At 38.8% G+C, this 21,931-nt stretch carries 22 protein-coding genes, 1 tRNA gene and 3 pseudogenes; 11 read left to right on the forward strand and 15 right to left on the reverse strand.

The features are described from left to right. Positions 1 to 32 precede the first annotated feature (32 nt). On the reverse strand, positions 33 to 1,439 hold the full coding sequence (cycA, locus tag C5470_RS08845) for a D-serine/D-alanine/glycine transporter (protein WP_166287891.1): 1,407 nt from the start codon (positions 1,437 to 1,439) through the stop codon (positions 33 to 35). A gap of 250 nt (positions 1,440 to 1,689) precedes the next feature. On the opposite strand from cycA, the gene C5470_RS08850 reads away from it, so the two are divergent. Then, positions 1,690 to 1,765 (forward strand) — tRNA-Lys (locus C5470_RS08850). A 47-nt stretch (positions 1,766 to 1,812) separates the two neighbouring features. Here C5470_RS08850 and C5470_RS23395 read toward each other — a convergent pair. From C5470_RS23395 to dsdC, 4 genes and pseudogenes are all read right to left on the reverse strand, one after another. After that, positions 1,813 to 1,970: pseudogene (locus C5470_RS23395) on the reverse strand (tail fiber assembly protein); the annotation flags it as partial. Positions 1,971 to 2,226: 256 nt separating this feature from the next. Beyond that, a complete protein-coding gene (locus tag C5470_RS08860) occupies positions 2,227 to 2,757 on the reverse strand; it encodes an Ail/Lom family outer membrane beta-barrel protein (RefSeq protein WP_166287894.1) in 531 nt (176 codons plus the stop codon). An 800-nt stretch (positions 2,758 to 3,557) separates the two neighbouring features. Further along, on the reverse strand, positions 3,558 to 3,776 hold the full coding sequence (locus C5470_RS08865; protein ID WP_166287839.1) for a 7(1) septoil knot domain-containing protein: 219 nt from the start codon (positions 3,774 to 3,776) through the stop codon (positions 3,558 to 3,560). Positions 3,777 to 4,110: 334 nt separating this feature from the next. Next, on the reverse strand, positions 4,111 to 5,049 hold the full coding sequence (gene dsdC / locus C5470_RS08870) for a DNA-binding transcriptional regulator DsdC (RefSeq protein WP_166287897.1): 939 nt from the start codon (positions 5,047 to 5,049) through the stop codon (positions 4,111 to 4,113). Between the two features lie 242 nt (positions 5,050 to 5,291). Here dsdC and C5470_RS08875 point away from each other — a divergent pair. Then, positions 5,292 to 6,067: pseudogene (locus C5470_RS08875) on the forward strand (GntT/GntP/DsdX family permease). Between the two features lie 292 nt (positions 6,068 to 6,359). Then, entirely contained in the window at positions 6,360 to 7,691 is a 1,332-nt protein-coding gene (locus tag C5470_RS08880) for a D-serine ammonia-lyase (RefSeq protein ID WP_166287900.1), read from the forward strand. 164 nt (positions 7,692 to 7,855) lie between these two features. Here C5470_RS08880 and C5470_RS08885 read toward each other — a convergent pair whose 3' ends face one another. Continuing rightward, on the reverse strand, positions 7,856 to 9,577 hold the full coding sequence (locus C5470_RS08885) for a phospholipase D-like domain-containing protein (protein WP_166287903.1): 1,722 nt from the start codon (positions 9,575 to 9,577) through the stop codon (positions 7,856 to 7,858). 417 nt (positions 9,578 to 9,994) lie between these two features. Here C5470_RS08885 and C5470_RS08890 point away from each other — a divergent pair, with 417 nt between their 5' ends. From C5470_RS08890 to C5470_RS08900, 3 genes are all read left to right on the forward strand, one after another. Continuing rightward, positions 9,995 to 11,050 carry an alkene reductase gene (locus C5470_RS08890; RefSeq protein WP_166287906.1) on the forward strand — a complete coding sequence of 352 codons (1,056 nt, stop codon included), beginning with the start codon at positions 9,995 to 9,997 and terminating at the stop codon, positions 11,048 to 11,050. A 181-nt stretch (positions 11,051 to 11,231) separates the two neighbouring features. Continuing rightward, on the forward strand, positions 11,232 to 11,627 hold the full coding sequence (locus tag C5470_RS08895; protein WP_036849108.1) for a nuclear transport factor 2 family protein: 396 nt from the start codon (positions 11,232 to 11,234) through the stop codon (positions 11,625 to 11,627). Between the two features lie 202 nt (positions 11,628 to 11,829). Continuing rightward, positions 11,830 to 12,294, forward strand: a complete 465-nt coding sequence (locus tag C5470_RS08900; RefSeq protein WP_166287909.1) for an Rrf2 family transcriptional regulator — start codon at positions 11,830 to 11,832, stop codon at positions 12,292 to 12,294. A 50-nt stretch (positions 12,295 to 12,344) separates the two neighbouring features. On the opposite strand, the gene C5470_RS08905 is transcribed toward C5470_RS08900, so the two are convergent. Continuing rightward, entirely contained in the window at positions 12,345 to 13,385 is a 1,041-nt protein-coding gene (locus C5470_RS08905; protein WP_166287912.1) for a LacI family DNA-binding transcriptional regulator, read from the reverse strand. A 246-nt stretch (positions 13,386 to 13,631) separates the two neighbouring features. On the opposite strand from C5470_RS08905, the gene C5470_RS08910 reads away from it, so the two are divergent. From C5470_RS08910 to C5470_RS08920, 3 genes are read left to right on the forward strand one after another with little or no spacing between them, the layout of a single operon-like run. Next, entirely contained in the window at positions 13,632 to 14,075 is a 444-nt protein-coding gene (locus tag C5470_RS08910) for a PTS sugar transporter subunit IIA (RefSeq protein WP_166287915.1), read from the forward strand. Positions 14,076 to 14,105: 30 nt separating this feature from the next. Next, a complete protein-coding gene (locus tag C5470_RS08915; RefSeq protein WP_166287918.1) occupies positions 14,106 to 14,393 on the forward strand; it encodes a PTS sugar transporter subunit IIB in 288 nt (95 codons plus the stop codon). A gap of 12 nt (positions 14,394 to 14,405) precedes the next feature. After that, a complete protein-coding gene (locus C5470_RS08920; RefSeq protein ID WP_166287921.1) occupies positions 14,406 to 15,662 on the forward strand; it encodes a PTS ascorbate transporter subunit IIC in 1,257 nt (418 codons plus the stop codon). Positions 15,663 to 15,988: 326 nt separating this feature from the next. Here the strand turns inward: C5470_RS08920 and C5470_RS08925 are convergent, their stop codons facing one another. The 5 genes from C5470_RS08925 to C5470_RS08945 all read right to left on the reverse strand — a co-directional run bounded on the left by C5470_RS08925 (position 15,989) and on the right by C5470_RS08945 (position 19,293). Then, complete coding sequence (locus C5470_RS08925; RefSeq protein WP_166287924.1) at positions 15,989 to 16,684, reverse strand: helix-turn-helix transcriptional regulator; 696 nt, start codon at positions 16,682 to 16,684, stop codon at positions 15,989 to 15,991. A 54-nt stretch (positions 16,685 to 16,738) separates the two neighbouring features. Next, positions 16,739 to 17,410: a helix-turn-helix transcriptional regulator gene (locus C5470_RS08930; protein WP_166287926.1), complete on the reverse strand. Its 672-nt coding sequence runs from the start codon at positions 17,408 to 17,410 to the stop codon at positions 16,739 to 16,741. A gap of 25 nt (positions 17,411 to 17,435) precedes the next feature. Further along, complete coding sequence (locus C5470_RS08935; RefSeq protein WP_339916274.1) at positions 17,436 to 18,125, reverse strand: helix-turn-helix transcriptional regulator; 690 nt, start codon at positions 18,123 to 18,125, stop codon at positions 17,436 to 17,438. Between the two features lie 32 nt (positions 18,126 to 18,157). Then, a complete protein-coding gene (locus C5470_RS08940; RefSeq protein WP_166287929.1) occupies positions 18,158 to 18,847 on the reverse strand; it encodes a PAS domain-containing protein in 690 nt (229 codons plus the stop codon). A gap of 272 nt (positions 18,848 to 19,119) precedes the next feature. Next, positions 19,120 to 19,293 carry a hypothetical protein gene (locus C5470_RS08945; RefSeq protein WP_166287931.1) on the reverse strand — a complete coding sequence of 58 codons (174 nt, stop codon included), beginning with the start codon at positions 19,291 to 19,293 and terminating at the stop codon, positions 19,120 to 19,122. Positions 19,294 to 19,929: 636 nt separating this feature from the next. On the opposite strand from C5470_RS08945, the gene C5470_RS08950 reads away from it, so the two are divergent. Both C5470_RS08950 and C5470_RS08955 read left to right on the forward strand, forming a co-directional pair. Continuing rightward, a complete protein-coding gene (locus C5470_RS08950) occupies positions 19,930 to 20,124 on the forward strand; it encodes a hypothetical protein (RefSeq protein ID WP_023046484.1) in 195 nt (64 codons plus the stop codon). After that, positions 20,124 to 20,744: a tyrosine-type DNA invertase gene (locus C5470_RS08955; protein ID WP_166287934.1), complete on the forward strand. Its 621-nt coding sequence runs from the start codon at positions 20,124 to 20,126 to the stop codon at positions 20,742 to 20,744. The genes C5470_RS08950 and C5470_RS08955 overlap by 1 nt, the downstream gene beginning before the upstream one ends. A gap of 202 nt (positions 20,745 to 20,946) precedes the next feature. On the opposite strand, the gene C5470_RS22735 is transcribed toward C5470_RS08955, so the two are convergent. The 3 genes and pseudogenes from C5470_RS22735 to C5470_RS08965 form a co-directional block, all read right to left on the reverse strand. Beyond that, a complete protein-coding gene (locus C5470_RS22735) occupies positions 20,947 to 21,138 on the reverse strand; it encodes a hypothetical protein (protein ID WP_242687850.1) in 192 nt (63 codons plus the stop codon). 55 nt (positions 21,139 to 21,193) lie between these two features. Further along, positions 21,194 to 21,451: a DUF4123 domain-containing protein gene (locus tag C5470_RS22740; RefSeq protein WP_339916278.1), complete on the reverse strand. Its 258-nt coding sequence runs from the start codon at positions 21,449 to 21,451 to the stop codon at positions 21,194 to 21,196. Then, a pseudogene (locus C5470_RS08965) lies at positions 21,394 to 21,628 on the reverse strand (lipase family protein); the annotation flags it as partial. The gene C5470_RS22740 and the pseudogene C5470_RS08965, both read right to left, overlap by 58 nt. Positions 21,629 to 21,931 lie beyond the last annotated feature (303 nt).

Here is a 21,931-nt window from a genome sequence, read left to right on the forward strand (position 1 = left end):
GCAAAATGCCTTCACATTAATCTTTAAATAAGTTAGCTGTATAAGCGAGTTCTACGTTTTTTTACAATTTGAAAACCAATAATTAATACTAGAAACCAAACCGGTGTGATGGTTAATGCTTGGCGGGTATCATCTCGTAATGTGAGCAATATCAGAACAAATGCAAAAAATGCCAGACAGACCCACGACATAATAATCCCCAGCGGCATTTTATATATTGAAGCCTTATGTAATGCAGGGCGACGTTTCCGGTAAACCAGATATGAACACAGGATCATACTCCAGACAAACATAAACAGAATGGCTGAAATGGTTGTCACCAATGTAAATACATGCATCACATCAGGAATTAAATAAATCAGCACCACACCGCAGGATAAACATAAACAGGTAAAAATTAATCCTGACGCGGGCACGGAGCGGCGTGAAAGGCGGCTGAATTGCTGTGGTGCATCACCTTCTTTTGCCAGTCCAAACAGCATACGGCTGGTGGAAAAGACACCACTGTTTGCTGAAGATGCGGCAGATGTTAATACTACGAAGTTCACGATACTGGCGGCAGCGGGTAAACCAATCAGAACGAACAGCTCAACAAAAGGGCTTTTGTCTGCAATGATTGAACGCCACGGTGTGACTGACATGATAATTATCAGTGCCAGTACGTAGAAGGTGATAATACGAACCGGGATAGCATTAATTGCTCTGGGAAGTGATTTCATTGGATCTTTAGTTTCTGCGGCAGCGGTACCCACTAATTCAATTCCTACAAAGGCGAATATGGCTATCTGGAACCCGGCAAAAAATCCACTTAACCCTGTTGGAAATAATCCACCATCATTCCATATATTTGTCAGTGAGGCGGTATGACCCGCAGGGGATTGAAAATGCATACCAATCAAAACAGCGCCAATCACAATTAACGCGACAATGGCAACTATTTTTATCATGGCGAACCAGAATTCCATTTCACCGAATAATTTCACTGTTGCCAGGTTAAGGGCCAGCAATAGTGAAACGCAGAGCAGGGAAGTGATCCATTGGGGAAAATCGGGTTGCCAGTAGCTGATATATGAGGTGATGGCGACTACATCGGCGATACCGGTAATGACCCAACAGAACCAGTAAGTCCAGCCGACAAAAAAACCAGCCCAGGGCCCCAGTAAATCTGCGGAGAAATCACTGAATGATTTATATTTCAGGTTCGAGAGCAGTAGCTCGCCCATTGCGCGCATAACGAAGAACAGCATGAAGCCGATAATCATATAAACGAATATAATCGATGGTCCGGCAAGAGAGATGGTTTTCCCTGATCCCATAAACAGACCTGTGCCAATGGCACCACCGATAGCAATAAGTTGTATATGTCGGTTGCTCAGATTGCGTTGTAGTTGCGTTTCCCCGGCTTTAGCGGAAAGTGTTGTTTGTATTTTTTCTGCCATAGAATAGTGTCCAATATTTTCTTAGGTAAATTGTTACGGCTCTTTAAGTGGCCTTATATGTGGTGATGTTTGCGAAAAATATTGTGACACAGATTACTATAATAATAACAGCCTGATCTCACGTTAAAAACAAATTGGTTACAATTTGACTTATTAGTACCATTCAAACTGAATATGAATGATTCATTTGGAAAAAAATAGTCATAATATATTGACGATAGCCTTTTATAGGATAATAATTGTTTACGTTGGGTTGTTAGCTCAGTCGGCAGAGCAGTTGACTCTTAATCAATTGGCCCGGGGTTCGAGCCCCCGACAACCCACCAATTAACTCAATGAATTATGAATGTCTTACTTATAATGGTGGCGTTGGTCAGTCAATTTCCGGTATTTTCGAAGTATCAACCCGATTAAGCATGACCCGGTATTTTTTCCAAGCCGGTAAAACCATGCTTTCCTCTTCTATAGCTCTAAATCAATAGCGTTTTGTAATGGTGCTATCCGTTTATTAGCTTTTTCTATCAAGTTGCTATCCCGCCAACAAAGTTTAGTCAAAATGTGGTGCAGGTGTACCGAACTTGTCGTCATGGAAAACCAGAATTAGATGCTTCATTAGTCTATGTGCAATCTGAATTTGATGAATCAAAATATTCAATGTTAGTTAATTTCTTAAGTGACGAATTTATTTCGCTGATATGCAAAATTTAGTTGAAATTCTTGAATAAATCACCAAGGTTATAAATCATATAACAACCTTGGTGATAATATAATCTTTTTATTGATTGAATTAGAAACGATATCCGACGCTTATATTAAAGCCATTGGTAGAAATTTTATATTTATCTACACCGTCTTTGATATCAAATCGGCTGCCTTCATAACCGACTGTAACTGATGTGTTCGTTGTTGGGTTTACAATAAAGCCAGCTCCCCAACCTAAGGCATTTTCTTTTATTTCTCCATCATTACCGTTAGAAAATTTTAGATTTAATTTGGATAGACCCACCTGGCTGTATAAACTAATATAATCGTTAATTCTATAAGCTGGGCCAGTCATCAAAGAATAATACTTAGTATCAATTTCTTGGCGATCTATTGTTTCCTTTTCATTTCCTTTAGCAAAGGTAAATGATGATAACACTCCCCATTGATCATCCAATTCATATCGGTAACTCAGTGTCGCGCCATTTAGTGCTTTAATGTCTTTTGGTTTCACATAGGCATATCCGATAGAAGCTGTATGCTGTTCTGCATAAGCAGGTAAAGTTATTGCAGATACAGAAAGAAGAACACCACAGCTTAGTAAAATTTTTTGCATTTAATTACACTCTATATAATTTCGAAGTAAATTACTTTATGACTATTTGAATGGAGCACTTACTAACGGCCATAATAAATATCATAACTTAAGCCATTAGTATATATTTTTTGATGAAATTTAGATTTTATACACGATTAACTAACTATTATTATTACTTTCTTCTGATGAATAGCAGCAGAGAAGAATGATAAATAATTGCTTTATTGTTGTCATATTCGTCAATTATTATCTGTGAAATTCTTTCCTCTTTTTTTGCCAATAACTTATCTATACTAAAGACTCCTTATTTCTATATTCATTCAGAAAAACGTCAATTTATGTACTTTATTCCAATAATAACCAATGAAATTAAATGTGAGTCGTTTGTTACTATTAGCAGAAAAATAATCTTATCTATTTATATATATACCCTATAGATTTCAAGATGCATCGAGACGGCAAGGGAGCGAATCCCCGGGAGCATAGCGAACTATGTGACCGGGGTGAGCGAGTGCAGCCAACAAAGAGGCAACTTGAAAGATAACGGGTATAATTCGATAAGCGTGGTTGTCAGACGTAAGCAAGATAAAAATGAATAAGTTTTACTGAGTTAGCTAACTAAATAGTCTAATAATATAGGAATGTCTATTTTTATAGCCGAAAATTGTGATAAAGACTTATAATTACCTTATATGGAATTATTATATGAAACTAATTTCACTGAAGTATTTATGTATAAATATATTTGTTTCATTTGATCTATGACCATAACATAGGGTGAAGTTATTTAATCGAATGGCATACCCATTATGCTTTTCTTACAATGAATCAACAAATTTCCATTTTCCAGGTTTATCAGGGAAATTATCGACAATTTTGACTTTTAGATCGGGCGTGTTCTCAACAACCTTTACTTTATAGTCTGGAAATGATTCAACGATTTTAATCTTTCCAAAGATCTTTGAAACATCGACTTTATTTTTAGCATCAGTACTGAATGAAAGAACTGCTATTAACAGAATAATTAATTTTTTCATATAAACCTCTTCTTTGAAAAATTTATCACATCAGCAAGATGTGAATTATCATTATATTAGTTTTCCTATGAAAAATATAATCTAATTATTTTTTTTAGCATGTAGGATTGTCAAGGGTCATCTATTTGATATGGTTAAAAACAAACAGTATTAAAATAATCATGTATTATAAGACAAAACTGTATCCAGACTCGTGGTTGATCATATTTTACTGGAATCAATAAATGATGGGTTTAAAGGCACGGTAGAATGCCTTGTTAAATTCAGTGACGATGAGAAATCGCCACTGAAAGCAGAATGAGTTTGATGTATCTATTAACGGCTGGCTATATTTTTATCCGTCAATGGTTGATTTCAACCATTTAATAAATGCATTAACTTTCTCATTCTGTTGTTGGGGTAGGGTACAGGTATAGTAATACTGTTTACATAGCACTTCGGTGTTGGGAAAGGGGGCGACTAATTCGTTGTTTTCAATTTTTTCCCAAATCATATTTTTTCTTCCGATTGCAACTCCCGCGTGGTGCATTGCAGCGACGGCAGCTAAATCAGAGCGATCGAAGACTATACACTTTTGTGATGGGTCCAGTGTAATGTCAAAGTGTTCTGTCCAGGTGTCCCACTCTTTGGTATCAGAATCGTAGCTCCATGCTTGTTTATCATGCAGTAGTGTACAATATTGCAGATTATCGATATTTCCCATCAGGTTATGCTTTTCTGCATATTGTGGACTACAGACTGGGGTAATGTATTCACTCATCAGATATTGATGTGATAGCTCATTAGATATAATATCATCAAAGTAAATCGCAAGATCGATACCATAACCGCGGAAATTCACATTTTCGTTACCGACCAGAATGTTCAAATTAATGGACGGGTATAGCTGATTAAAATCAGCCAGTTTGGGAACTAACCAGCATTGAGTAAAAGTAGGGCGGGAGTAAATAGTCAGATTACCCGATAACTCCTGATTTTTTATTTCCAGAATTTCCTGATTCAAATGCTCCAGAGTCGATTTAATTGTCCAAAATAAACGCTTTCCTTCGCAAGTTAATTCAATCTTTCTGTGAAAACGTTGGAAAAGTTTGAACCCCAGTTCTTGTTCCAGTGAACTAATTCGATGGCTGACTGCACTGGCACTGATAGCTAGCTCATCAGCAGCCAGAACAAAAGAGCAGTGACGGGCCGCTACCTCAAATGTATGCAGTTTTGATAACTGGTTTCCATTGAGTAGCTTATTGACAACCATGAAATTATCATCTGTGTACATATTTATAATGTTTCTGTTTCATCGACGACGGGATAATGCAACCGTATCATTAAGGCTGCATGTTTCAGATAGTTTTAGTGATTTAAATCTCAAATAAAGTAAAAAATTTGATCTGCATCACTGTATTGGCTCAATCTGGTTCATGCATGACTATGTATTAATCATTTGTCAAAAATTGGATATTCATATTCAATAGTGAAAATGTATGTAACGGACAGAGGCTGGCTGTGGGGAATGATTAAGTGGATTCACAACCTTGGGTGATAGGTACATTACTCACAAGTATTGTGTTAATTGTATTTACGATAATTAAATTAAAAACTCACCCTTTTTTGGTGCTCTTGTTGGTAAGCTTTTATGTCGGTGCATTAATGGGATTGAACCCTGTTGGGATGGTGAGCGCCATTGATGGGGTGGCTGGTGGTATGCTGTTTGTTGAAGTGGGGGTAGTGGTACTCATCCCACTGGTTTTTTTTATTGTCGTGAAAACCAATACGTCACTGTTGAAATTAGCGATCCCATTGTGTACAGCATTATTAATGGCGATTCACTGTATTATTCTTCTACGTCCGGCTGTATTTCAGAAATTCCTCGGTAGTATCTTATTGATTATCGGCGCAGGCGGAGCATTTAATGGCATTCTGAAAGCAAGCGGGCTTAGTGATACGCTGGTCGTTATTTTGTCGGGCCTGGATATGTATCCGATTATTTTATCTTGGTTGGTTGCTATTATTTCTCATGCGGCGGTTAGTTTAGTAACCGTTGCAATGATGGACGCAACAGCGATTGTTTCACCAATATTACCGTTATATTCAGATATCGGCCCTGAAATCATTACGTTAGCTATTAGTTCTGGTGCTATCGGCTATACTATCGTAACTGATACGCGCTGTTTTGGCTGGTTAAGCATTATTGTGGCGCAATGCTCAGTGAAATTTTTAAACACTATACAACCGCAACATTTATTGCATCTATTGCTGCGCTGGCTGAGGCATTTCTCCTTTCTACCATCGTGTAATTGGAGGGATTAATAGCTCAGTCTTGAAAATAAAAATAAGAAGTGCGAATGTGTCAGTACCAGGGAAGCCTATAAAATAGGCAGCTTTATAGCTAAGATAATAAAAAATAAATAATAACAACGTAGTAATCAAAATAAGGGGAAGATAAAAAATTAATAAATTGTGATGCACTGATGTTCTCTAGAAAATCATAGTAAACATAACATATTGAATATAATAATAATTTTAAGAATCAAAAGAGTAAGAGTTGTTTTCTATATACCAGGGAAACACCAATCTTGGGACACATAAATGAAAAGTACTGAGATTCAACAATTACTAAATGAATATCCGTTAGTAAAAAATTTAATCGAATTGGAGGAAATATTTTGGTTTAACCCTTGTAGCACCACTTTGAAAGAGGGATTACCTTTCGTGGGCTTGGATGCTAATGATGTCGGGGATGCTGAAGCACGCCTGAATCGTTTTGCACCTTATTTATGTAAAGTTTTCCCGGAAACAGAAGCCACACATGGCTTTATTGAATCAGAGATAGTCGCTATTCCAGTGATGCAGAAAACATTGGAGCAACATTATGGTGTCGATATCACAGGAAAAGTTTTACTCAAAAAAGACAGCCACTTACCCATTTCTGGTTCGATTAAAGCCCGCGGTGGAATTTATGAAGTATTAGCTCATGCGGAAAAATTGGCGTTACAAGCTGGTTTACTTTCTGAAGACGATGATTACAGCAAACTGTTTTCAGAAGAGTTCAGGCAGTTTTTCAATCAATACAGCATTGCTGTAGGCTCTACCGGGAATTTGGGCTTATCCATTGGAATTATCAGTGTGAAACTGGGTTTTAACGTCAGTGTGCACATGTCTGCCAATGCCCGTGAATGGAAGAAGCAAAAGCTACGTTCACATGGGGTTAATGTCGTGGAATATGAACAAGATTATGGGGTGGCTGTGGCCCAGGGTCGTAAAGAAGCGGAATCCAACCCCAACTGCTTCTTTATTGACGATGAAAATTCCCAAACGTTGTTTCTGGGGTATTCTGTCGCAGGTGAACGGGTAAAAGTGCAGCTTGAGCAAATGAATAGGGTCGTTGATGAAGATCATCCATTATTTGTTTACTTGCCATGTGGCGTTGGTGGTGGTCCTGGTGGTGTCGCGTTCGGATTGAAGCTGGCTTTTGGTGATCATGTGCACTGCATTTTTGCTGAACCTACTCATTCTCCATGTATGTTGTTGGGTGTATATACCGGTTTGCACGACAATATTTGTGTACAGGATATTGGTATCGACAATATTACTGCTGCCGATGGTCTTGCGGTAGGAAGGGCTTCCGGTTTTGTTGGACGCGCGATGGAACGCTTGCTGGATGGTTTTTATACCGTTCATGATCAGGATATGTATAACTTGTTAGGCTTACTGGATCGTGATGAGGGCATTCGGTTAGAGCCTTCGGCGTTAGTCGGGATGGTTGGTCCTGCTCGTGTTAGCGGAAACCTTGATTACCTGAATAGTAAGAACCTTTCGATGGACAAGATGAAACAGGCTACACATCTAGTCTGGGCAACCGGTGGTGGTATGGTGCCTGATGATGAAATGACAAAATATCTGGCCGCCGCCAAGATCTAATCGTAAATAATTTAAAAGTACCTGGTTTGTATTATGAGTGTGATTCATTGGTGAAAAACGCTTTGATTTGGCCTTCTACTCTGAAAAGCCATGTCTTTAATGCTTTTCAAGTTATATTCCCGCCTGCATTTGGCGGGAATATATCAATACACTTGTTACTTACATCAAGTATTTTTGTGATTAAATGAATGTATTCCTGAGTATTTCCACAACGGTTCCCAGTAGGATTCTATGAAAGCTTTCACCGCATCTTCTCCCTCAATAAGATAGTTGAACTCCGAAAGATACCCCGGATAGAGATTATCAGAACCAACCACGTAGAGTTCATCATCAATTATTGTTACTTTTGCATGATTTCCAGGAGCAGGGGGAACTTTGGGATATACCGGACCACTTGCTTTAATTAAGGATCGGAATGGGCGTCCTATAGCACCTACCTGTGGAGCTCTTTCAGAAAGAGACGGTTCTTTTAGCGTGGCAGTATAAGAATTTTCATCCGGGGTTGGCCATTTGTATGTAGTACCTTCAATCAAAAGATCTTCAGGTACTTTGTCTGTAAAGAAAAAAGGGGCAACTGCTATTCTTTTCAGTGCGGCTTGCCTGATTCCATCCGGATCTTCCAGTTTCTCATCGGTATGCTCATCATGTGTTAAATAGTATTTAAATATTTCAAACGTTCTTTTGGCTCCAGAACCAAAAGAATATTGATCACCAGCAGCACCTGCTGCTGCATCAAGTGGCGATACAACAATTTGAACTTCCAGCTCGGGGTTGGAAAGTAATGCTTCGATCAACCATCGGCACACATGATGGTCTCGCCATTGTTTTTTCCATGCACTGACAAGATCTTGTTGGGACATGCGAATTTTTTTCTTTGCATTCTTTATTATAAACTCTTTCATTATTTCAGAGCCTTTTTTATAATCCGTTCGCATATCAGGCCCAGACCAATATTTACCTACGGATAATATCCTACTGGCTTTCTTATATTCTGGGTCCTTAGGTGGGTTTTTTAGGCATTCTTCTTTTTTTCTGTCTATATATTCAGTAATGTACTCTTTTTTTAATGGATCTTCCGGCTTTCCCACAATACCATTTGCATTAATCCACCTATTTTTATCTATATCAAAGAATTCTTTAGTTAAGAGGTCTGTATTAGCCTCCCACATGTTATTTAAAAATAATTGTGAGCTTAATGATGCCGTTCCTATAACTTTAACTGAGACATCATGAACTGGAGGGTAATTTCTAAAAAGATCCATATTTAAATTATGGCCCCCGACAAATGACTCAATTCCATCAACGGCGATAATTTTTGTATGATTCCATGTCATTCTGGTATCAGCTTCTGGGATCATTTCCTCTGGCAGCAGCTTCTTATCTAATGATATTTTAAGCCCGTCTACTATCCTGTAAAACCTACCAATCCATATTTCAGGTATACACTCCCAATTATCTCTCCTTTCCTGAATTAATTTGATAATATCATTCTTCAATGCCAGATATTCAGGGGTACCTTCAAAATATGAATTCACACCGTTTAATAAAGATGTCGGTGTTTGAGCGAATAAGAACCTTATCTGAGTTCTGTCCTTCCTGTTGATTTTTTTTGTAAATGCGCTATCAATAGCTGATAGGATAACTTTTCTCCACTCTGCATCTGGAGCATTTAAGGAGGAAATATCACAGCGATAACGCATGTTTTCCAGAATGCTGACAATAGCATCTTCAAATTCCTCTGCTCTTTTAACAGCCTGTGGCATTATCTCCTTTCCAAAAGGAAGCCCCCATATTTTGGGAGTATCAAATATTTTTACATAGTTAATTCCACTTGTTTTATTAAAGTAACCATCTAGTTTTTTTTGTAAATTATCTAATAAATTCATATATGTATCCTCCTCGCAACAATTTTCTGACATATCAATTAACAGCCGGTCAGCATCAGGTAAGCCATTTGTAATCATAACCAATTTTTGAGGGGAGAGGGCTAAAAAAGATAAAACTGAGCTTCATTGCGCCCTTTCTAATGGCGTTAACGAAGAGCTTGCATGGATCGTTTAGAAAGAATGATGCTGGTGAACAGCATATGTCCTGACATCGAATGTCAGATCCCTCTTGTTTAATGTGACTGTGTAAGTTACATTAATTCATATCAGGCGGATCCCCCCGTTGCTAAGGGTTTGAGAATGAATACATTCCCTGACCGATGTTGTTTGCTGGTGGTATTACCTGGTTATGTACCTATTGATGATTTGCAACGAAGTGCATTTATTTAGTCCATAGTCCATATGAGAGAAAAAAATATGCCTACACTTTTTGACCCAATTCGCATTGGTGATCTCGACTTGCCGAACCGTATCATTATGGCTCCTCTGACGCGTAGCCGTGCAGTGGGAGAAGGACGTATCCCCAATGCTCTGATGGCGGAATACTATGTTCAGCGCGTATCTGCTGGTTTGATTATTAGTGAAGCGACTTCAGTAACGCCACAGGGCGTGGGTTACGCTGATACTCCTGGCATTTGGTCAGACGAACAAGTTGCCGGGTGGCGGTTGGTTACGGATGCGGTACATGCTGCCGGTGGGCGTATTTTCATGCAGCTTTGGCATGTGGGAAGGGTATCGGATCCCGTTTTCCTTAATGGGGAGCGACCCGTGGCTCCAAGCGCGATTGCAGTTGATGGTCATGTCAGCTTATTACGCCCAAAACGTCCTTTTGTGGTTCCACGGGCTCTGGAATCGGATGAGATTCCCGGCATTGTCGAGATGTTCAGACGTGGAGCGGAAAATGCGAAAGTGGCAGGATTTGATGGCGTGGAAGTACATGGCGCCAATGGCTATTTGTTCGATCAATTCTTGCAAGATAATGCTAATTTTCGTACGGATCAGTATGGTGGTTCAGTAGAAAACCGGGCACGGTTGTTGCTGGAAGTGACAGATGCTTGCATTTCAGTCTGGGGAGCATCTCGTGTTGGTGTACATTTGTCACCACGTGGTGGTCATTACTCCATGGCGGATTCTAATCCTATGATGACTTTCGAATACGTTGCGCGTGAACTGGGTAAACGTGGAATTGCTTTCATTTTCTCGCGTGATCCTGTTGTTGACGGTGATTTGGGTAAGATGATAAAAGAAACTTTTGGGTCAACTTATATTGCCAATGAGGAACTGACAAAAGAGAGTGCCGCGCAAGCGCTTGCTGACGGCAGGGCTGATGCAGTGGCTTTCGGTCATTTGTTCATCTCTAACCCAGACTTACCTCACCGGCTTTTAATTGAAGCGCCATTTAACGACCAACAACCGGAAACCTTTATGGCTCCTGGGCCTGTAGGCTATATCGATTATCCTGTGCTTACCTAGGTAAGGGGATATCTTACCCACAATGGATAGCCTAAGATGAAAGATATTCGAGTTATTTTCCGGGGATGTGAATTCAACGTTCCATAGAATTTCTTTACTGAACATTCCAGGATATCAGGTCGGCTCGTTTTACCAGAGTCGACCCTATTTCATCGCGGGATAATTTGAAGGAGAAGTATCAATGTCAGATTCATTAAATATATCTATTGTTCGTCGTTTTTACGATTCTATGGGGGATGTCGGTATTCTTCGCCAGATCATGGGGAGTGATATTGTTTGGGATATTACCGAAGGCTCTCGATATAGTGGGGTTTATGAAGGAATTGAAGATATATTGAATAATTTTTTTGTGCCACTTTTTAACGATACTGATGAATTCGTTGCAGATGGCTCTGAATATTTCGAGTCAGGTGATCATGTCATTGTATTGGGTAATTATTTGGGACGAGTAAAGAAAGGCAAACGATTTATTTCTCGTTTCGTTCATATATGGACAGTGCGGGATGGGCGGTTAATTAAATTACAGCAGGTTGCCGATACTCTTCAGATTGAACGTGCCCATGCAAATCGTATCTAACCTGATATATCAAGCTCGTCACACTCGCTAAACCAGATAGTGATGTGGGTAACAGATCGGGAGGAGCAGGAATGTTAATCAGACAGATTGACATCCTGAATTTCACTATTTACTATGCGGCGAAATTAGTTATATATCATATAACTTTTTTCTTATTTTCTGCTATTCTCAATGACATCTTTAAGATATACAGGGTTTTCTAGTGCCGACATCTACTCGTTTTGCCGTGGCTATTCATATTCTCACTGATATTGCGCTTCATCATGGTCAAGCTGTACGCTCCGAAGATATCGCAAAAAGTGTGAATACTAACCCAACGGTCGTTCGCCGGCTTCTGGGGGCTCTTGCCGAGGCCGGGTTGACCTATTCGCAAATGGGTCAGGGCGGGGGAGCGTTACTGGCCCGGCCTCCGGAGCAGGTCTCATTGCTGGATGTTTATCGTACAGTTGAAGATCCATTATATTTCACATTGCACCGTTCCAAACCCAATCCCAAATGTTATATCGGACACAATATCACTCCGGTGTTAGAAGATGAATTCTCGCGTATTACCTGTGTGTTGGAAACTACCCTAGCTGAAACGACAATTGCTGATATAGTAAATCGGGTTGAAGACTGTGCAGGTTTTCCTTTTAAGCCACATGATCTAAGTCATAAGGCCAAATAATTAGCGCTTTTATAGGCTCTTGTGGCACTTTACTGGGATTTTCAACTCCATCAAGCACTTTGTCTTGGTTCAAATTTATACGAAAACAAGTGATATTGATTATTTTGATATCCAGGTTCATCTTCATCCTGTTTATTAAGCAGTTTTACCAGCCATTTTCCTGTGTCCTTTCCTATTTTGGGGTAGTCAATACGGATTGATGTCAGTGTTGGTTGTGTGTGATCGCAGTTATCAGAGCCTTCCAAACAGGCAATAGCCAGATCAGCCGGTATTTTAAGCAGACGACGCTGACATTCAAACATGACTCCCAGGGCAATCACTTCATGGCTGCAAATCACGCCTTCCAATTCCGGTTGACGTAATAACATTTCAGCGATTGCCTGACAACCAAATTGCATACTGGCAGCATCCGGTGTAGTGATATTTTGGTCTGCGTTCTGATAGTGATGCAGCATGGCTTTATTCCAGCCATTAATTTGTTGATTTTGCAAACGATTATCCATTTGTGCGCCAATATAACCAATATGCTTTCGGCCTTTCCTCAGCATATGTGTAGTCAGGGTATAAGCGGCTGCGGAAAAATCCGTATCTACATTGATTGTTGTTTGTTGTTGATGAGATCCCGCGACATTGATAATCGGGATATTGATATGGGAAATGTTGTTATAGGTTTTATCTGCCAGTTGAGAACCGAAGATAACCAATGCGGCTGCGTTGCTTTGCAGCAATGTCATGATAATTTCGGCTTCTTTATTACGGTTATATTCATGACATCCGAGTAAAACCTGGAAGGAATGTTTATTCAGCACCTGTTGCAGGGATTGTATAAATGTAGCGCTGGCTCTGTCTGTCAGAGATGGGACAAGAACTGCGATAATATTGCTTTGGCCTGAGGCAAGTACGCCAGCAGCGCCATTGGGGATATAGCCTAATTCCTGTATGGCCCGTTCAATTTTTTCCCGTAATTTATCCGACACCATGTCTGGTGTTCTCAATGCACGCGAAACCGTCATTGAACCGACACCGGCATACTTAGCAACATCTTGTAATGTTACTCGCCCTGTATTACGGCGTTTTCGTGTCTTTTCCATCAATATTTTTCTTTTTTTAACTAACGGCTATGAATTTGACGGTGGGATTCTACCTTATCTCAGGCAAGTCGTGGGAAAAAAACCATGACGTGTTTTTCGCATTCAGGCAAATCGAACAGATAACAAATGATAGCGCTATCACAATAATGAATTGCAATGATAGATAGCGCTACCATTTGTGACTAATATCACTGGGTAGAGAACAGGGGATAGAAAGCGTAATGTAATTTCAACCAGGAGAAGCTGATGCTAAAAACTTTACTGACCAGTGATGTGATCCAAATGATCTCTGACGCTAAAGACTGGCGCGAAGCTATTGCTATTGCTTGCCAGCCTCTGGTGGAAAATAATTCAATCTCACTTCGTTATATTGATGCTATTTATTGCTCTCATGAGGCCATTGGGCCCTATTACGTTGTCGGACCAGGAATTGCTATGCCACATGCCAGACCTGAGGAGGGGGTCAATAAGCTGTCTTTGGCATTAACCGTTATTAGTAAAGGTGTTGAGTTTGGTTCTAAAGAAAATGATCCGGTCAAGCTGTTAATTGTCTTAGCAGCGATTGACAGCAACAGCCATATTGAAGTGATTTCTCAACTTGCTACGCTGTTTGATAATCAACAAGATACCGCGTTGCTGATGGAGGCTAAAAGTAAAGAAGAGATTCTTGCTGTTATTAACAAATATTAATTCGTTATTTTTTTGCTATGGGAAAACAGTATGAAAATTACAGTCGTTTGTGGAAATGGGTTAGGTACCAGCCTGATGATGGAAATGAGTATTAAAAATATCCTGAAAGAGATGGGGATAGATGCCAGCGTTGATCATATTGATCTGGGGTCAGCAAAAGCAACTCAAAGTGATATTTTTGTTGGTACTAAAGATATTGCGGAGCAACTGGTTGCTCAGGCAGTCGATGGCAAAATTGTTGCGCTGGATAATATGGTGGATAAAGCCGCGATGAAAGCGCGTCTGTCTGTGGCGTTGGCCGAACTTGGTGCTGTGTAACCGGAGGCTGTCATGGAATTCTTCCATTTTCTGATGAGTGATGTACTGTCAGAGCCTGCGATTTTAGTGGGATTTATCGCGCTTATTGGTTTGGTTGTGCAAAAAAAACCGGTGACTGAATGTATCAAAGGCACCATAAAAACTATTATGGGTTTTGTGATCCTGGGGGCAGGGGCCGGATTAATCGTCTCTTCATTGGGGGACTTTGCTGCAATTTTCCAATATGCTTTTGGTATTCAGGGGGTCGTACCAAACAACGAAGCGATTGTTTCCATTGCGCAGAAAAGCTTTGGCAAAGAAATGGCAATGATTATGTTCTTTGCTATGGTGATCAATATTTTGATTGCCCGTTTTACCCCGTGGAAATTCATCTTCCTGACAGGGCATCACACACTGTTTATGTCCATGATGGTCGCGGTCATTCTGGCAACCGCAGGGATCAACGGAACTATGCTGGTAGTTATTGGTTCTGTGGTTGTTGGGGTTGCTATGGTTTTCTTTCCGGCGATCGCCCATCAGTATATGAAGAAAGTGACAGGTTCTGACGACGTTGCCATTGGGCATTTTTCCACGCTCTCCTATGTTTTGTCCGGTTTTATTGGCAGTAAATTGGGTAACAAAGAGAACTCAACGGAAGAGATGAATGTACCGAAAAGCTTGCTGTTTCTGCGTGATACACCGGTTGCCATCTCTTTCACGATGGCAATTATTTTCATGATCACTTGCTTGTTTGCCGGTGGTGATTTTGTGAAAGAAGTCAGTGGTGGAAGAAATGGGGTTATGTTCTCGCTAATGCAATCCATTACCTTTGCCGCAGGTGTATATATCATACTGCAAGGGGTGAGAATGGTGATTGCAGAAATCGTTCCCGCGTTTAAAGGAATTTCTGACAAACTGGTTCCTAACGCTAAACCTGCTTTGGATTGTCCGGTTGTATTCCCCTACGCGCCTAATGCGGTATTAGTTGGTTTCCTGAGCAGTTTTATTGCTGGTATCATCGGTATGTTTATATTGTATGCATTGGGTATGACGGTAATTATTCCCGGTGTTGTGCCACATTTCTTTGTTGGAGCAGCGGCTGGGGTTTTCGGGAATGCGACAGGTGGCCGCAGAGGTGCTATTTTCGGTGCTTTTGCTCAGGGCTTGTTGATAACTTTTCTACCTGTATTCCTGTTACCCGTTTTGGGGGATATCGGTATTGCTAATACGACATTCAGTGACGCTGACTTTGGTGCATTGGGAATTCTGTTGGGAATTATTGTTCGTTGATTGGAATATCTGGAGTTTGGGGCTGAAACAGGGTTATAGATGCCCTGTCTCGATTTCTCTTACCAAAATATTAATCAAACCATTCGACCATAATAAGCTTCAATCAGTGCTCATACTGGTCTCGTGGTTTCTTAATTTTCTAAAAGTCTTTAACAAAAGAAACGAATGGATAAATATTCAGAAAAATAATAAATTAGCCTCGTATTAAGCCCTTTATTTTTATTTATCAAATTGTTTTCCATATATCATCTTAGGAGGAAATTTAAGCGAAACGCAGATTAATTAAACAGGTCAGGAAAAATACATAATAATGAAATCGTGATTATTTATAGCAAAATATGGCCTATAGATTGAAGGTATTTAGGAGGGATATAAAGATCATAGCCATTCTCTTTGCAAAATGTTCTTAACTCAATAGCTGAGTTAACTGATAGTTTCTCATAGATACTTTCGAAGTATTTTTCCACAGTGCGATATGAAATTTCCATTTTGTCAGCAATATATTTATTGCTGACACCACGGCAAAATAAAAAAATTATTACCCATTCTTTCTCTTTCAGGACATCGTTTGGTGGCTGAAATCTAAACGATATAGGAATATCATTCTCCATATAATGAGACACGGTAAAATTATGTATTTCTCTGGTGTGAGCAATGACGCCAACACACTGCTTATTTTCATCCATTAATGGGTATTTATTACAAAAATAGGATATAAATGGTTCGTCTCTGCTTTGAGTATAAGTGGTAAGAGATGATATTCGCTGCATATACTTTAAGACCTTACGATCATGTTCCTCAAAAAGGTGAGAAAATTTATTAACTGGTGTTAATAATTCTTTATCGGTATATCCGATAACATTAAAGTTCTCAGGTAACTTATTGACTTTAATAAATATTGCATTTGCATAAATAAAACGGAACTCCTTATCTTTTACAAACCACGGTTCTGAGCTTTTATCCCACATATTAGTTAGCTGAGGAGTAATAAAAGGGATTTTTTTACATCCTGATTGACTCATATTTGACCTTTATAACATTATTACCTTATAAAAATTTGAATAAATAAACGACATTTATAAGTAAGACAATAAAAACCTTTTTGGTGCATAGAGATCAAAACTATTTAGCCGACAATATTCCTCCAGTTGTGAATCTGAACTAACTTTCAATTTATTATAAATCTTTCTTATGTATCCATCTATGATTTTATCAGCAATATTAAGTAATTGGCTGATTTGTTTCCTGCTATATTTTTGCAGAAAAAGGAAGACCACTTCCCATTCTTGTTCAGTAAGGAGATGAGTCGGCGATTGAAACATAATAGAAGCGGGTAGTTTACTATGGAATAGCCGAATGAGTGAGTTATCCAGAACTTTCCAGGCATGGAAAAGGAGGCCGATACATTTGTTTCCATCATCATAGAGTGGAAATTTTTCTTGTAAATAAGACGATAAAACTGTATCTCGTCCAAATACATGTGTTTCTAGTGATAAAACACTCTCTTCATTTTCCATTACTTGCAAATCATGTTTAATAAAATATTCAGAAAATTCATTGCCTTTCCAGGGGATATCACTATCATATTTACCTTCATAATCATAATTGCTGTTTATATTTTGAAGTTTAATTAATGCATCATTACCATAGAGAAAACAGGAAGATTTATCTTTTATTCCCCACGGCTCGTTGCTGGTTTCCAAGGTGTTTATTATTTGTAGCGAAATGGTTGAATTTTTTCTAGTCATGTTTGTTTTTATATAATATTCTGATTTAGGAAAACATTATGCTCTCTTGTTGCAAAAATCTTTCTGGTACATAAAGATGAAAATTATTAAGGCGACAATATTCTTCCAGTTGTTGGTCGGAATTAACACCAATTTTGTGATATATCCTTGATATATGAGTTTCAAGAATACGATAGGACATATTCAGTATTCGCTCGATTTGTTTTTTCGGATATTTTTGTAGAAACAGGAAAATAATATCCCACTCATGTTGAGTAAAAATTTCGGATGGTGCTTGGAACATAATGGATTCTGGTAATTTTCCATAAAACAGATGCATTAGAGAAAAATCTTTTGCTTTACCTGCATGAAATAGAGTTCCAATACAACTTCCTGAGTCATTATAGAAAGGGTATAATTCAAATAAATATGAACAAAGAATCTGTCCTTTACCAAAAGGATGGGTTTCCAGTGAATATATTTTTTTCTCTAGTTCTTCTGCTTTGCGATCATGTGATTGAAAATCCGCTTCAAATTCTGCTGTTGGAGCAGGAAGCTCTCTATCATATTTACCTTCAATATTATAATTATGAGGTAAATTAAGCAGCTCACAATAAGCTTTATTTGCATATATAAAGCACGACTTCTTATCTCTGATACCCCACGGATCGTTACTTTGCTCCATCGTATTTATTATTTGTGGGGAAATAGCTATTTTATTGTTATTTTCCATCATCGAATCCTATTTATATACAGTTAATAATAAATTTATAATTCTCTGCTGCCGAGAGTTATAAATCTTTCAGGAACATAAAGATTAAATTTATTTTTCTTGCAGAAATCTTCTAGTTCTACTTGTTGTGATAGATTAAATTTCTGGTAAATTGATTGAATGCAATTAACGATATATGTTGTACTCAGCATTAATTTTTTACTGATGCTTTCTTCATCCAATGAGCGAAGGGCTAGAAAGAGCACTTCCCACTCAGTTTGCGTCAATATATCATTAGGTGGTGTGAATTTCAGTGTTGCCGGAGAGGTTTTTTCATAATAGTAAGAAACAGAAAAATTTTGAGTTTTGTACATATGGAAAGTGATACCGATACAACGACCATGCTCATCGCAAAGTGGATATTTGTCACAAATATAGGTTTGCTTAGTCTTATTTTCTCCAAATGGATGAGTTTCCATTGAAGTGACTTTTTGCATAGTTTGAATAACTTTTTGATCTTGACGGCAATATTCTTCTTCATATTCTGCAATAGGAGAGGGTAATTCATCTGTTGAAAGCCCGGTAATATCAAAATTTTCAGGCAAGTTGAGTAATTGGTAAAAGGCAGGATTGGCATAGATAAATTTTGACTGGCAATCTTTAGCCCCCCAAGGTTCATTACTCCTTTCCCACATATAAATTAATTGCGGAGTGATATTATTTGGCTTGTTTCTTATATTTGACATGGCAACTCCTTAAATATCATTGAAGTAGTTATATGAAGAGTTTTTAATGATTCCACTTAAAATAACCTGATTATATAACATATTGCAACAGTTAGTTCGTCAAAAAATAAGATTTTTTATTTTTACCTATATGTGTTAATTAAATGATCTATTATTTGATGTAAAAATACCTCTATATACAGAATATAACCATTGGTACTGTTTAGTATTAAAATTATTTAAATATTTTTATATAGATTGAATCTAAAACTTAGCATCCTTTGTCTGTATTCCTATTTTTCTTGTTTATCGAGATTATATTGTGTGGTTTTAAGGAAAAAACTAATGTCAGGTTGCTCTATACTGAGATGGCGGATCGGAAGATCAATTACTCGGTTTGCTGAAATCAACACTGGGCCGTATGAAGATTTACCGGGGTCCTGCAACACATTAATGATTCTTTTCATTAACCTATTCCTTATCATGGATATTATTTGAGACAGATTAAGAATAGCAGCATGGGAAGATGAATTGATATCTATCTTATTGTTTTAAATAATAAATAATTGAAAGAGTAACATGTAATCTTTAAACGTGTGAGTACATTCACAGATCATATTTTTGCGCAAATGATTAGCTGAAAAGGGCAATAATGAGTCATAATGTCTGAGTGTTTAAAACTACCACTTAGCAGTGAAGGATATTATTATGGTGACATGGGTAAAATTGGATGACGATTTGAAAAATCGAACTTCGTATCTGGCTGGAGTACGGCATCGTTTTGCACAGAGGAACATCTGTTAGTGTGACCAGCCAGTCATTTTATTGCCCGCTGGGTTTCTCCGGCAGAAAAACAGAGAGATGGAACGTTTATCGACAGCCGACAAGTATTACCACATAAATATCCTTTCTTGTGATTTGAACTAAAAATCAATCTGGTTGACAGATCCTTTTGTTAAAATGGTTGTTGAACCTATCGCAGTGATTTTTGTTGATATTTTAAACCAAAATGACTCATTTGATAAGGGACGGTTAATTGAATCACTATTTTTCTTTTTATTGTGTGATGGTAAGAATAGGGGGAGGGTTACGGAGAGCAGACATTGAAAACCTATCTATTACACAGCTTGAACATGGATCAGGCACAGCAAAAGCAATTTCGTTCAGTCATCTGTCGCCATCCTGGTGCAGATTTAGTTACTATGGGGGATTTAGGGTTGGTTCCGGGTCTTAATCAGTTACAGATAACGCAGTGTGTTCAATGCGTTAAAGCAAAGAATATTTGGGATAGACCATAATGGGTCAACGAAAACATCTGACGCAACACGAAGTGGAAAGTATGCTGGAAGTGGCAAAAGAGAGCTCTAATCGGGAGCGCGACTATTGTCTGGTATATATGAGTTTTGTTCATGGATTACGTGTTAGTGAAGCTAGGTATCTACGGTTATCCGATTTGGATCTGGAAGATGGAAGTTTGTACATCCGGCGTTTGAAAGGTGGATTTTGTACAAATCATCCTCTCTTAGGCTATGAAATTCGGGCGATCAAAGCGTGGCTTAAAGTACGTAAAACCTTTCAGGGTGCAGATAGCGATTGGTTATTTTTGTCACGTTACGGGAACCCGTTGACTCGCCAGCGTATTTATCAAATCATTAGCCAGTTAGGGCGACGGGCTAATATTTCGATAGGTTCGCACCCGCACATGTTGCGGCATGCCTGCGGTTTTGCTCTTGCAGATAGGGGGGTGGATACTCGGTTGATACAAGATTATCTTGGGCACAGCAATATTCGCCATACAGTGCGGTATACCGCCAGTAATGCAGAGCGCTTTCACGGCGTTTGGAGTGTAAAAAGAAATCGGCATCGGGAATTACACTTCGATTATGTCCCAAGGGCTTCTGCTTGTTCAGTTGAATAAGCAATTCTGATGTATGCGCCTGTTAAGGCGCATACATAAAAGCGATATTAATAAATATTGCCGACAATACGGGTGAGTTTGTTTTCATGTTTATCACGAGTCAGTTTTCCTGATGAGATATACTTTATATATCGGTAATCAACTCCCACCCAAATGCTGAATGCGCAATTCAATAAAGGCGTGCTGGTCTGGTATATCAACTTTATAAATTAGTGGTCGGATATTGCTCATTGAGCGCCTGCAAATAATCCTCACTGGTCAGGTTACTCATATCATCGCCGTTTTCTAAATGCGCTTTCAGCCAATGAATAATCTGTTCCACTAATCGCCTCTCTGGCTCATCCAGTTTTTCAGCTAACTCTCCGTGGTTTTCCCATACATCACTACTGATCATAAATGCCTTCCCTTTCAGGGCGTAATCGGAATGACGCCAGGCATACGATAAATGACTATCCAGGACGAGGTGCGTCGATCATTAACTCACTCACCGGTGTCAGGAACCCCGACCAATCACTGATTATCATTGCCGGCAATAACTGACTGAGAATTCGGGGATCCATACTGCGCAGAATCACTTGCCTCTCCTGCAATATTACCTGCTGGCGTGAACGCCAGTGATTAAGCTGTTGCGCCCATAAATCCTCACTGCGATAAGCCCAGCCTCTTTTTGATGATGTAGCTGCAAGACCCAGGCCCGGAACGGGCACACTTCCAGTACATAACGTCGATTTAACGGGTGGACCTGATAGCCTTTTGGCTCCGGATCCGGAAAATGATAGGGAGGTGGAATTTTTTTTAGGGTCATTCCAATCATCAATCTTTGGCACCCCATCACTGATTTGCCCAATGGTCACATAGCGATATTGATGGCCTTCGGCTTCCGCCTATTTTCTCAGAAAAATAACCCAATAGATAAAACAGCTTCTCATTCACTTAAATGTCATCCAATTATCATTTTAATAGAATAATATATTGATTTTTAATTAAAAAAATATACTTACCTCAACCTGCTGTGATAACTAATAACGCCATCCGTTTAATTGTTTCACTAATATCTTATTCTTCATTAAATACCGGGGATAAGGATATGACCCTTTAATGATGGCAATAAAAACAGTAGTGAAAGTTATCCACTATCTTGACAGATAATAGCCGACGGACGCCAACAGTCATGAAAGTCATCTTAT

Origin of the sequence: Photorhabdus stackebrandtii, assembly GCF_011189495.1 — a bacterium.
Classification (GTDB): Bacteria; Pseudomonadota; Gammaproteobacteria; order Enterobacterales; family Enterobacteriaceae; genus Photorhabdus; species Photorhabdus khanii.

Bases quoted from the DNA above. Each gene is read 5' to 3' on its own strand.
- cycA (WP_166287891.1), bottom strand. From the start codon at position 1,439: ATGGCAGAAAAAATACAAACAACACTTTCCGCTAAAGCCGGGGAAACG.
- C5470_RS08860 (WP_166287894.1), bottom strand. From the start codon at position 2,757: ATGCAAAAAATTTTACTAAGCTGTGGTGTTCTTCTTTCTGTATCTGCA.
- C5470_RS08865 (WP_166287839.1), bottom strand. From the start codon at position 3,776: ATGAAAAAATTAATTATTCTGTTAATAGCAGTTCTTTCATTCAGTACT.
- dsdC (WP_166287897.1), bottom strand. From the start codon at position 5,049: ATGTACACAGATGATAATTTCATGGTTGTCAATAAGCTACTCAATGGA.
- C5470_RS08880 (WP_166287900.1), top strand. From the start codon at position 6,360: ATGAAAAGTACTGAGATTCAACAATTACTAAATGAATATCCGTTAGTA.
- C5470_RS08885 (WP_166287903.1), bottom strand. From the start codon at position 9,577: ATGAATTTATTAGATAATTTACAAAAAAAACTAGATGGTTACTTTAAT.
- C5470_RS08890 (WP_166287906.1), top strand. From the start codon at position 9,995: ATGCCTACACTTTTTGACCCAATTCGCATTGGTGATCTCGACTTGCCG.
- C5470_RS08895 (WP_036849108.1), top strand. From the start codon at position 11,232: ATGTCAGATTCATTAAATATATCTATTGTTCGTCGTTTTTACGATTCT.
- C5470_RS08905 (WP_166287912.1), bottom strand. From the start codon at position 13,385: ATGGAAAAGACACGAAAACGCCGTAATACAGGGCGAGTAACATTACAA.
- C5470_RS08910 (WP_166287915.1), top strand. From the start codon at position 13,632: ATGCTAAAAACTTTACTGACCAGTGATGTGATCCAAATGATCTCTGAC.
- C5470_RS08915 (WP_166287918.1), top strand. From the start codon at position 14,106: ATGAAAATTACAGTCGTTTGTGGAAATGGGTTAGGTACCAGCCTGATG.
- C5470_RS08920 (WP_166287921.1), top strand. From the start codon at position 14,406: ATGGAATTCTTCCATTTTCTGATGAGTGATGTACTGTCAGAGCCTGCG.
- C5470_RS08925 (WP_166287924.1), bottom strand. From the start codon at position 16,684: ATGAGTCAATCAGGATGTAAAAAAATCCCTTTTATTACTCCTCAGCTA.
- C5470_RS08930 (WP_166287926.1), bottom strand. From the start codon at position 17,410: ATGACTAGAAAAAATTCAACCATTTCGCTACAAATAATAAACACCTTG.
- C5470_RS08935 (WP_339916274.1), bottom strand. From the start codon at position 18,125: ATGATGGAAAATAACAATAAAATAGCTATTTCCCCACAAATAATAAAT.
- C5470_RS08940 (WP_166287929.1), bottom strand. From the start codon at position 18,847: ATGTCAAATATAAGAAACAAGCCAAATAATATCACTCCGCAATTAATT.
- C5470_RS08945 (WP_166287931.1), bottom strand. From the start codon at position 19,293: ATGAAAAGAATCATTAATGTGTTGCAGGACCCCGGTAAATCTTCATAC.
- C5470_RS08955 (WP_166287934.1), top strand. From the start codon at position 20,124: ATGGGTCAACGAAAACATCTGACGCAACACGAAGTGGAAAGTATGCTG.
- C5470_RS22735 (WP_242687850.1), bottom strand. From the start codon at position 21,138: ATGATCAGTAGTGATGTATGGGAAAACCACGGAGAGTTAGCTGAAAAA.